The organism is Actinomycetota bacterium, from assembly GCA_012837825.1.
Lineage (GTDB): Bacteria > Actinomycetota > Humimicrobiia > Humimicrobiales > Humimicrobiaceae > Humimicrobium.
Genome location: DUQM01000070.1, coordinates 21,361 through 32,270, shown reverse-complemented (window position 1 = coordinate 32,270; position 10,910 = coordinate 21,361). Strand labels below are relative to the sequence as shown.

At 37.3% G+C, this 10,910-nt stretch carries 10 protein-coding genes and 2 pseudogenes; all 12 read left to right on the top strand.

Features of this window, described 5'->3' with window-relative positions:
* Positions 1-356: 356 nt before the first annotated feature.
* The 12 genes and pseudogenes from GXZ93_05370 to GXZ93_05315 all read left to right on the top strand — a co-directional run bounded on the left by GXZ93_05370 (position 357) and on the right by GXZ93_05315 (position 10,860).
* Positions 357-596 carry a hypothetical protein gene (locus GXZ93_05370; protein ID HHT79209.1) on the top strand — a complete coding sequence of 80 codons (240 nt, stop codon included), beginning with the start codon at positions 357-359 and terminating at the stop codon, positions 594-596.
* A gap of 122 nt (positions 597-718) precedes the next feature.
* Positions 719-1,693: a thioredoxin-disulfide reductase gene (trxB, locus tag GXZ93_05365; protein ID HHT79208.1), complete on the top strand. Its 975-nt coding sequence runs from the start codon at positions 719-721 to the stop codon at positions 1,691-1,693.
* 15 nt (positions 1,694-1,708) lie between these two features.
* Positions 1,709-2,782, top strand: coding sequence for a hypothetical protein (locus GXZ93_05360; protein ID HHT79207.1), 1,074 nt, complete (start codon positions 1,709-1,711; stop codon positions 2,780-2,782).
* A 20-nt stretch (positions 2,783-2,802) separates the two neighbouring features.
* Complete coding sequence (locus GXZ93_05355; protein ID HHT79206.1) at positions 2,803-3,267, top strand: hypothetical protein; 465 nt, start codon at positions 2,803-2,805, stop codon at positions 3,265-3,267.
* 73 nt (positions 3,268-3,340) lie between these two features.
* Positions 3,341-5,107, top strand: a complete 1,767-nt coding sequence (locus tag GXZ93_05350) for a hypothetical protein (GenBank protein ID HHT79205.1) — start codon at positions 3,341-3,343, stop codon at positions 5,105-5,107.
* 72 nt (positions 5,108-5,179) lie between these two features.
* Complete coding sequence (locus GXZ93_05345; GenBank protein HHT79204.1) at positions 5,180-5,761, top strand: nucleotide exchange factor GrpE; 582 nt, start codon at positions 5,180-5,182, stop codon at positions 5,759-5,761.
* 41 nt (positions 5,762-5,802) lie between these two features.
* Complete coding sequence (locus tag GXZ93_05340; protein ID HHT79203.1) at positions 5,803-6,393, top strand: LemA family protein; 591 nt, start codon at positions 5,803-5,805, stop codon at positions 6,391-6,393.
* Between the two features lie 105 nt (positions 6,394-6,498).
* A pseudogene (locus GXZ93_05335) lies at positions 6,499-6,993 on the top strand (TPM domain-containing protein).
* A 324-nt stretch (positions 6,994-7,317) separates the two neighbouring features.
* A pseudogene (locus GXZ93_05330) lies at positions 7,318-7,422 on the top strand (TPM domain-containing protein).
* A gap of 8 nt (positions 7,423-7,430) precedes the next feature.
* Positions 7,431-8,306 (top strand): sulfide/dihydroorotate dehydrogenase-like FAD/NAD-binding protein, encoded by an 876-nt coding sequence (locus tag GXZ93_05325; protein ID HHT79202.1) that lies wholly within the window; start codon positions 7,431-7,433, stop codon positions 8,304-8,306.
* 21 nt (positions 8,307-8,327) lie between these two features.
* On the top strand, positions 8,328-9,824 hold the full coding sequence (gene gltA / locus GXZ93_05320; GenBank protein HHT79201.1) for an NADPH-dependent glutamate synthase: 1,497 nt from the start codon (positions 8,328-8,330) through the stop codon (positions 9,822-9,824).
* Between the two features lie 79 nt (positions 9,825-9,903).
* Entirely contained in the window at positions 9,904-10,860 is a 957-nt protein-coding gene (locus GXZ93_05315) for a DUF4349 domain-containing protein (protein ID HHT79200.1), read from the top strand.
* Positions 10,861-10,910 lie beyond the last annotated feature (50 nt).

Sequence of the window (10,910 nt, the reverse complement as noted above, 5' to 3'; positions counted from 1 at the left end):
ACCTGAATTCAATTTTCCTTGCTTTATATCGTCAAGGATGGTGTTAAAGATAGTATTTGGAATTTTATCTTTTTTAACCATGATACCTGATTAACATATCATACATGTATTACCAATGTATTTTAATATAAATTTTTTGATAAGTCAACAAAATCATAAAAATTAATTATAAGAAAATCATAAAAATCAAATAAGAGCATATTTAAAATCCTTTTATTTTAAGCTATCGGGTATTTTTATTATTTTTTTACCGGGTGCTTCCGGACAAGTATTTATCTATTTGACATTTTGATTCTTAGTCAATATAATCATATGCGTAAAAATGCATAAATGTCATAACATTAAGAGGTAGCAAAATGATTGAAAGAAAACAAGATTACTTCAGAGTCCCAATCACCATGCCTTCAGATATGGTAGCTTATCTTGAAGATCTTGGCATACAGTGTAAAAAATCAGGTGGTCATAAGATTGCCAATACAATGATAGTAAGGTCTGCAATCAGGCTTATTATGGAAATAGACCCGGATATTGCAGAAGTAAAGTCCGAAGAAGAGCTTGAAGCCAGATTCAAGAGTGCTGCAAAAAGATATAAATAAAAAATATATTTACAAAGACTTTAAATTATTCCATCGCTGGTTTTTCTATTGTTTTAAATCTTTTTATATTACTATTTATATTTAATCAATAATTAATATTTCAATTTAAAGATGGAAGAAAGATGGAGGAAGCCAGAAAAGATCTACTTATAATCGGGGCAGGACCTGCAGGTCTGGGAGCAGCTGTATATGCTTACAGGGCAGGACTGGATTTTACCATAACCGACAGATTTTCAGTCGGAGGTCAGATAATAACCACTGACCATATTGACAATTATCCGGGTTTTTATGAGAACATTTCAGGTTATGACCTGATGCAGAAAATGACGGAACATGTAAGAAAATACGGAATTGTCATTAACGAATTTTGTGAAATAAAAAGTATTGCCGAGAAAAAAAGCAGATCAAAAACAAAAAAAACAGCCGGACTGAAGCATTATATATGTGAGTCTGAAGATAAAAGATTTGTTACAAATACAATAATAGTTGCCACAGGCGCCGGGCCCGGGAAGCTTGGCATAGAGAATGAAGAGGAATTTATAGGCAAAGGCATTTCTTTCTGTGCTACCTGTGACGGTGCTTTATACCGGGATATGGATATTGCGGTAATAGGCGGAGGAAATGCTGCCATAGAAGAAGCCGTTTTTCTTACGAAGTTTGCTTCAAAAGTTTATATTATCCACAGAAGAGATGAGCTGAGAGCCTCAAAAAAGGTTCAGGAAGAAGCTTTTGCAAATACCAAAATAGAATTTCTTTTAAGCAGCGAAATCCTGAGATTTGAAGGTAAAGACAGAGTAGAATACGTGGTGCTTAAAAATAAGAAAACGGATTCCACTTATAAAATAAAAATTGCCGGTGTTTTTGAATATGTGGGAATAGTTCCCAATTCAGCTGTTCTTTCCGGGCTGGCTGCCATGGATGCCAATGGTTTTCTGATCACTGATAAAAATCTTCAGACTTCCGCAGAGGGCATTTTTGCGGCAGGAGATGTCCGCGATACACCTTTAAGGCAGGTTATAACGGCAGTTGCAGACGGGGCACTGGCGGCAACATCTGCAGAAAAATATATTGCAGGTTTTTTGAATGGCAAGATATGAAAAGGCGGATTTGAGTTGACATTAATAAAAAAGGGCGCAAAAGGCTTAAAGGCGGTAGACATTCAAAGCAGATTAAGGCTGCTTGGATATGACCTCGGCCGCACAGAAATAGATGGGATATTCGGTGACGAAACTGAAAAAGCCATAAAGGAGTTTCAGAAAAAAAGATGTATTTCTGTTACGGGTATTGTTGATGATGAATGCTGGCAGGAGCTTGTTGATGCAGGATATTCCATCGGAGACAGACTTCTCTATCTGAAAGAGCCTCCTTTCAGAGGGGATGATGTAAAAACCCTGCAGTTCTGGCTGAAATCACTGGGGTTTTTTAAAAATAATGAGAATGGAATATTTAATAAAAGCACAGGCAAGGCTCTGACGGAATTCCAGAAAAACATGAAGCTTGAAATGGATGGCATTCTTGGCGGAAAAACACTTGAGCATCTTGTTGGATTAAAAAGAATCATAGATGACAAGCAAAGTTCAAACTATCCGATTTTAAAAAAAATAAAAAACAGTCAGAAAAAACCTTTAAAAATAATACTTGACTGCGGAGTTTTCCCTTCTGATATGAAAGACGGACCGGGAGATAATGTTAAAAATAAAATTGATATCTGTTCAAAAATATCTGAAATCTGCTCTGACATATTAAAAAATAACGGTTTTTTGGTATCTGTTACTTCAGATAAAGCAGGAAACCCTTATGAAGGCATCTTTTCGAGAATTAAAAAAGCAAACAAGGCAAAAGGGGATTTGCTTGTAAGTACAAATATCGGCTATGGTGAAAATAAAGATGAAAATATCCTCCAATGCTATTACTTCAAAGGTATAAAATCATTTTCCAGAAATGGCAAGAGGCTGGCCGATCTTATATGCAGTGAGTTTGAAAAAAATATATCGGGCGTATCTGTTCAATCATCGGGCGCCAGCTATGCTGTTCTGAAAGACACGAATATGACTTCGGTGTATATTGAGGGGGGAAATATGAATAATAAAGATCTGGCTGTACTATTGGCAGACAGGGATTTTCAGCAGAGAACAGGCAGATGTATTGCTGATGCTATAATAAGATATATAGCGGAAAATCTTTAACTACAGCCGGCAGACGGATAATGATAAGTAGAAGTGAAATAAAAAAAAATATTTTATTTTTGTCAGTCCTGGTAGTGCTGGGGATTTTTTGTATGGTTTTTCTTTCGGGATGCAGTATCGGCAATATAAAAAACAAAGTAGGATATCTTGTAAAAACCGAACCTGAAAAAACTGTAATTGATTTTCTTGATGCTCTGAAAAGCAAGAGGCCGGATATCGTATATGATAATCTTTTAAAGACAGAGGACAAAAACAATATAAGTAAGGAAAAATTTATCAATGAGCTCAATATTATTCTGAATGACATAGAAAATATCGAGATAAAAAATACGATATATCTGGGTTATGAAAGGGAATTTACAAAAGTAGTCTGTGAGTTCAATGTTACTTATGTTAACGGAGAGATAAAAGATTATAAAAAATATATTTATCTTCTGGAGGAGAATAAAAGCTGGAAAATTGTTTTTGACAAAACTTTCTTTTAGTATTTTATTATAAACAGAATATCAAAAAGTAGTGGAATTTAATAAAAAGTGTAATACAAACAAGAGTAACAATATGGAAAAATTTAAAAAAATATTTTTATTTTTTATTTTCATTTGCACTATCCCTGCAGTTATCTCTGCCGGCTGCTCATTGCTGCCTGGTGATATTACTACTGTTTCAGTCAAAAATAATAAGCAGGCTGACAGTGACGATGAATTTGATTTAAATAAAGAACTTGAAAGTTTGTCCGAAAAGATAGTAAGTCCTCCCATAATTACTTCCCACAAGCTTTATGAGGAATTCGCATCCGAGACAGACAAAAAACTTATTATTATTTCCGGGGAAGCTGAACCGCAGTCAAAAATAGAATTAAAGATAAATGGTAAAACAATAGAAAAAACTTATAAAACTGACAACTATGGCAAATTCAGCATTGAAGACGGTGTTGAGCTGATTGAAGGGCAGAATACCGTTAATGTTTATACTGTAAATACTTCCGGCAATAAAAGCGAGCCTACAAAACTTGTGTTTATTTTAAATGTGAGAAAAGCCCTCGACTTCAAAATATATGAAGATCCGACTAATCTGAAGGAGATCGGTCAGTATTATTATACCAAATCTTATGAACCACAGGTTTTTATAGCAGGCAAAGGTATGTCTTCTGCTGATGTTTACTTAAAAATAAATGATAAAATAATAGCCAGCATACGGAGTGATGCTTCCGGAAACTTCAGTTTTGCCAATGTTGAGCTTGAAAGAGGAGAGAATTCCATTTCATTGTGGTGTCTTAACAGTAATAAAGAACCAAGTTCTCCCGTAACCAGAAATATCCTTATACTCAATGACACTCTTTCTCCTGAACCGATAAGCCTGACGGGGTATGTAACAGACAGCGGCAATGCCCTGAGCTGGGAAAAAAGCAATGATGAAGAATTTCTCTCATACAAGATAGTAAGAGTAGACGAACCATGTCTGAGCCCCCAGTATCCGACCGATGATGTTATTGCTACAATAACGGATAGTTCAGTTACTAATTTTAAAGATGAAAATGTAATAAGCGGGAAAGCTTATTTTTATACATTATGGGTCATTGACAAAGCAGGAAATCTGATAAGCAGCAATATCCTGCCTTTGCCGGCACCCAGGTATTACATTTCATTAAAAAAGATGGATAACATACAGGGCGATGTTATTGCAAGAAGACAGTGGTATACACAGTATTATGAGATAACCAATACAGGAAATGTTCCGGTAAATATACAACCGGTTTTTGACTTTTTTATTCTTGATCCTGAGTCAGATCCCAATATGGCTTTAAATCCCCTTTGGGCTGTTTACATCTGGGATCCAAATACAGGCACCAACTATTATTCAAATGAAGATATAAGGGTTACACAGATAGCTGACTGGATAAATGTCTCCGGAACAAGAGATGTGGAAGAAACAATCACATATAATAATGACAAGTCAGTTAAGACAACCACTATTATAACTACCACAAAGCAGACGCAGGAAAAAGATGGCAAAAGGATTGCAGTATCAACTGTTGTTACAAGAGTAATCAGGGCGTATACCGCAACAGGAACAGTTATTTCTGATACCAGCACCACCAGTTCTTCAGAATCTATAGTTGAACCTGAAAAAATAGGCTCCATTATTCCAGGCATTGAACCGGGTCAAACAATAAGGATAGCTGTAAAGATCGCTAATGTTGCAGCAGATAACGGGGATAAAATAACTGTTCATTTCCATTTTGCGCCGGCAGACTGCCAGGGATATTTCTTTACGGAAGACATGGTCTCAACAGGGGATATCCATATAACGAGTAGTGGAAAATAAAGTAGATTTTATTATATAATATTATCTTTAACCTGTACCTTTTTAAGGTAATTGAATTTTAAGAGGTGGAATATGGCTGATAAAAAAGTAAAAAAGAAATCAAAAGGCAATGGAGATTTTATAAAAAGGCTTATGGAAGATGAGTCTTTGTCTGAAAATATTATTGTCAGAGAGCTTCTTGAGGAAATGGAGCTTTTAAGAGAAGAACTTGGAAAATTTAAAAAATCTGAAAATGAGCATATGGACAGAATAAAAAGAATCCAGGCTGACTATGAAAATTACAGGAAAAGAACGCTTAAAGAGCACATTGAACTGATAAAAAGAGCCAATAAGGATCTTATTGAAAAACTTCTTCCGGTAATAGATAGTTTTAACAGCGCCATTGATATGGCTGTTTCTTCAGGAAACGAAGACAATGAATTTTTCAAAGGCCTTAAGATGATACACGATAAGCTTATTGAGATCCTTGAAAAAGAAGGATTGAAAGTTATAAATCCTGTAGGTGAAGAGTTTGATCCCCATATCTGCGAGGCAGCTGTTACTGAAGCGTCCGATGATGTGGATGACCATCATGTGATATCCGTTCTTCGAAAGGGATATATGCTCAATGATTTTGTAATCAGGCCTGCAGTTGTTAAAGTCTGTGTAAAATAACTTTAAATAAATAATAGTCAAAGTGGAAAGGACCGGGGAAATTGAATAAGAAATTTGCAATCGGGTGCTCAGCAATAGCGGTTCTGTTTATACTTATACTGATAGCTGTCTTTTTTGGATTTTATATCAGCATAAGAAATAATATGGTTGCCAAGGATGTCAAAGTCAGTGAATCCTGGGCTCAGGTGCAGAATGTTTATCAGAGAAGACTTGATCTTATACCAAATATAGCTGAAGCTGCAAAAGCTTATCTGAAGCTGGAAAAAGATATCTTTGAGGAAATTGCTGCAGCCAGAAGCGGAATACAGTCTGCGCAGACTCCTTCAGAACTGGAAAGCGCTGCAAGTGATGCTAATGCCCTTATAAGAGACATTAAAGTTGTTGTTGAAGATACTCCTGAACTCAAGGCAAGCGAGACCGTAAGAGATTTGATGAATCAGCTTGAAGGTGCGGAAAACAGAATTACTGTGGAGAGACAAAGATTTAATGAATCGGTAAGAGATTATAATGTATATATAAAATCATGGCCAAACTCTATTATCGCAGGAAGACTGGGATTTGAAGAGAAAGAATTCTTTGCTGCTAAAGAGGGTGCAGAGACAGCTCCTGAAATAGATATGAGCATTGAATAAGCAGTTTAATCTCACTTAAATTTTCAGGTAAGCAATCTCTCATAATTTGAATTTATAAATATTTACCAAAGTATCGGGAAGGTAGTTTTGCTTTTGAATAAAAAAATGTTTGTACTGCGTCTGTTTTTATTTTTATTCATTTTCAGCATATTATCTTTCCTTGCTTCAGGAGCAGTTTTTTCAGAACCCCTGTATCCTGATTATGCCGGCTATGTAAATGACTTTGCCTCAGTTTTTGACCCACAATCTGCTTCCGATATGACCGGTGTGATAACAAATCTTGAAGCTGGCACAGGTGCGGAAATTGCGGTAGTTTCAATTCAAAGCCTTGAAGGTGTAACCATTGAAGAATATGCAGTAAAACTTTTCGAAAAATGGGGAATAGGTAAGAAGGACGAAGATAACGGTGTTTTGCTGCTGATTGCTGTTGAAGACAGACAGCTAAGGATAGAAGTCGGCTATGGAGTGGAAGGCGCAATCACCGATCTGGAGTCCGGCAGGATAATAAACGATATAATAGTGCCTTTTTTTAAGGATGACGATTACGGTGCCGGTGCTTATAACGGCGTGGTTGCCATTGCAAATGAGATATATAAAGATGCCGGAATGACATTGATAGAGCCGGATGTAATAACGACCCGTATTTCATCCGGAAGTACTTCCGGCGGCGGGAGCGATATAAAATGTTTTTTTATATGCTGGCTTCCTATTATTGCTTTAATTATAATCATAACAACAATTGTCAATATTTTTAAAAGGAAATGTCCGAAGTGTAAAAAAATCAGGCTAAAAATCCGGGAAAAAATTCTTGAATCTCCGACCTATACGAGCAAAGGGAAAAAAGTCGTTATAAGAGATTGCACTTATTGTGATTTTCATGATGAAAAAATTGTGAATATTCCGAAAAAATCCAGATCTTCAGGCGGAGGTTTTATAGGTGGCGGTTCAGATGGAGGAAGTTCCGGAGGAGGATTTGGCGGTTTTGGCGGAGGAAGTTCCGGAGGAGGAGGCTCAAGCGGAAGATGGTAAAAAGTGATATTAATGTTATAATCAAAAAAGAGGATTTGGCAGAAAAAATTGTAAAACTTGTGATTTATAATCCACAGATTGCCCTTAATGCAAGAGCGGGGCAGTTTGTGATTATAAGAGTTGTTCCCACTGGCGAAAGGATACCCCTCACTATTGCAGACTCAGATAAAAAAGCCGGAAGCATTACTTTGATTTCAATGACAATCGGCAAGACAACGACTCTTGTTGAGAATATGCGCGAAGGCGAAAAAGTCATTGATGTGCTGGGGCCTCTTGGCAAGTGCAGCGAAATCGAAAAATTCGGGCACGTTGTCTGCATAGGAGGCGGGCTGGGCATAGCTCCTGTCTTTCCCATACTTAAGGAAATTAAAAATGCCGGCAATACAGTTACTACAATAATAGGAGCCAGAAATGAGAAGCTTCTGATACTTGAAGACGAAATGAAGGTTTATTCAGATAATTTTTTTGTGTGCACTGATGATGGCTCAAAAGGATTCAAAGGTTTTGTCTCTGCAAAACTGAAAGAACTGATAATGTCTTCACGGGATAAAAGCAGCAGTACCGGCATGCCTGACAGAGTGATTGCAATAGGGCCGACGCTAATGATGAAATCTGTATGTGATGTAACAAGGGATTTTGGCATAAAGACTACTGTATCTCTTAATTCAGTAATGATAGACGGGACCGGAATGTGTGGAGCCTGCAGGGTTGAAGTAGGAGGCGATACAAAATTTGCATGTGTCGATGGACCGGAATTTGACGGACATCTGGTTAATTTTGATCTCCTGCTTGCCAGACAGAATTATTTTTGTGAAGAGGAACAACTCTCAATGGAAGAGTATAAAAAGGAAAATCATACCGGCTCATGTAAGCTGGATTTATAAATCTTTATAAGAGTATTGGTTATGGAAGAAAAGAAAAAGAAAAAAATAAAAAAAGAAAAAATTTCAATGCCTGAGCAGCAGCCACAGGAAAGAATTAAAAATTTTTATGAAGTTGCTCTCGGATATAATGAGGAGCAGGCAGTTTGGGAAGCGGAAAGATGCCTTCAATGTAAAGTGCCGGCGTGCATAGAAGGATGCCCTGTTGAAATTGATATAAAAGCATTTATTAGTCTTATAGCTAGGAAAGATTTCAGCGGAGCTCTTGAAAAAATAAGGGAAAAAAACTCACTTCCCGCTATTTGCGGAAGAGTTTGCCCCCAGGAAGATCAATGCGAGAAAAAATGCATTCTCGGAATAAGAAATGAGCCTGTAGCCATAGGGAGGCTTGAAAGATTTGCTGCTGACTGGTATGAAAAAAACAAAAATGGCAGCAGTAAAAAAAATGACGATAGTCTTGAGAATACTTTCAATGAATTGGAAAAAACCCATGATGATAACAGTAGCAGAAGCCTGAAAAACATTGCCGCAAAGTCAGGAGTAAAAGCCAGAATTGCAGTTGTAGGTTCAGGCCCTGCCGGACTTACATGTGCCGGCGAGCTGGCTAAAATGGGTCACAGTGTCACTATTTTTGAAGCCTTGCACGAACCCGGAGGAGTGCTTGTATACGGCATTCCTGAATTCAGGCTGCCAAAATCCATATTAAAAAAAGAAGTGGATTATGTTAAAAATCTGGGGGTAGAAATAATTACGAATGCACTGGTCGGAAGCACTTATACCGTGGATGATTTGTTTGGTTCAGGCTATAAAGCAATATTTGTTGCAACTGGTGCAGGCCTGCCTTATTTCATGGGAATTCCGGGAGAGAATTTAAACGGAGTTTATTCAGCAAATGAATTTCTGACAAGAAATAATCTTATGAAAGCATATTTGTTTCCGGAACATGATACTCCCATCAAAAGAGTAAAAAATTTCGCAGTGGTAGGTGCCGGCAATGTAGCTATGGATGCCGCAAGAACTGCAAAGAGGCTTGGGGCTGAAAAAGTCTATCTTGTATACAGAAGAACTGAAAAAGAAATGCCTGCAAGAATTGAAGAGATTGAACATGCAAAACAGGAAGGAATAATTTTTCACATACTTTCAAATCCTGTGGAAATAATTGGAAATGAGAGTTTTGTAGAAAAAATAAGGTGTATAAGGATGGAACTCGGAGAACCTGACAGTTCCGGAAGGAGAAGCCCGGTGCCTGTTCCGGATTCTGAATTTGAGATGGAAGTACAGGCGGTAATAATGGCTATAGGGCAGGGGCCTAATCCGTTGCTGTTAAATAAAATACCCGGACTTGCCCTGACCAGAAAAGGGAATATAGCGGCTGATGAAGAAACATGCAAAACAAATATAAAAGGTATCTTTGCGGCCGGTGATATTGTTTCAGGAGCGGCAACGGTTATTCTTGCAATGGGAGGCGGTAAAAAAGCTGCTCTGTCAATTAATGATTATATTAATTCCGGAATATGGTAAAATTATAAAAAATAATTTTATCGTTTTTTGTTAATAAAATTTTTTCCGGTTTTAGATTCCAATACTTAAAGGAGTAGAAATGAAAAAGAGCTTTACTGCAGTTTTTGTTCCGTGCATGGTTTTAATAATATCTTTTGCAATTATTTTTACAGGCTGTGCAAGCTCAAGAGCTTTAAGAGATCAGTCATCTGCTATGGCAGAGGAGAGTTATTATTCAGAAAGCGCAAAAATGGCTGAACCGGCCGAAGATGCCTATATGTATGAAAATGCCGAAGGAGAAATAGCCGGCGATGGTGAAAGATCAGGGGGAGTGACTTCTTCTGTTTCACTTAAAATAATTAGATCTGCCTATATTTCAATCCAGGTTGAAAAGGGAAGCTTTCAGGACAAAATGCTTGAGATGACCATAATCGCTGAACGCAATGGAGGATTTGTAAGCGATACTGAAAGCTACTCCAACCCTGAAGGGAACATATCAAGCGGAAGGATTGCCATAAGGGTTCCCAGCGAAAAATTCAATTCAGTTGTTGAAGAGATTAAGAAGATCGGGGATGTGAAATCCATTGGAATTTCCGGCCAGGACGTCACACAGGAATATGTTGATCTTGAAAGCAGGCTTAGAAATTATGAAGCACAGGAAAAAGTCCTTCTTGATCTTATGGCTAAATCCACAGATGTTTCAGACAGCATAGAAGTACAGAAAGAACTTAGCTATGTGCAGGGAGAAATTGAAGTAATAAAAGGAAGAATGAATTATCTTGACAATATGGTGAGCCTTTCCACTATTGACATAAATCTTTACGAACCTGAAGTGGTAGCGCCCATTGAAGGCGGAGGATTTATAAATTCTGTTAAAAGAGGCGCTGAAGGTGCAGTGAAGGTGCTTAACGGAATAGCTTTCTTCTTTATTGCCATAAGTCCTTTGCTTGTACTTGCCGGGATAGTGATTCTTATTGTATGGGGCTCAATAAGGGGAAGAAATAAAAGAAGAGCCAGGAAAGCGGCACAGTCATCCCAGCAGTCAGCTGAAAAATAGTTAAAGCAAATTATAATAATTATAATGATATTTATAATCTTTTACCGGAA

Bases quoted from the DNA above. Each gene is read 5' to 3' on its own strand.
- GXZ93_05370 (HHT79209.1), top strand. From the start codon at position 357: ATGATTGAAAGAAAACAAGATTACTTCAGAGTCCCAATCACCATGCCT.
- trxB (HHT79208.1), top strand. From the start codon at position 719: ATGGAGGAAGCCAGAAAAGATCTACTTATAATCGGGGCAGGACCTGCA.
- GXZ93_05355 (HHT79206.1), top strand. From the start codon at position 2,803: ATGATAAGTAGAAGTGAAATAAAAAAAAATATTTTATTTTTGTCAGTC.
- GXZ93_05350 (HHT79205.1), top strand. From the start codon at position 3,341: ATGGAAAAATTTAAAAAAATATTTTTATTTTTTATTTTCATTTGCACT.
- GXZ93_05345 (HHT79204.1), top strand. From the start codon at position 5,180: ATGGCTGATAAAAAAGTAAAAAAGAAATCAAAAGGCAATGGAGATTTT.
- gltA (HHT79201.1), top strand. From the start codon at position 8,328: ATGGAAGAAAAGAAAAAGAAAAAAATAAAAAAAGAAAAAATTTCAATG.
- GXZ93_05315 (HHT79200.1), top strand. From the start codon at position 9,904: ATGAAAAAGAGCTTTACTGCAGTTTTTGTTCCGTGCATGGTTTTAATA.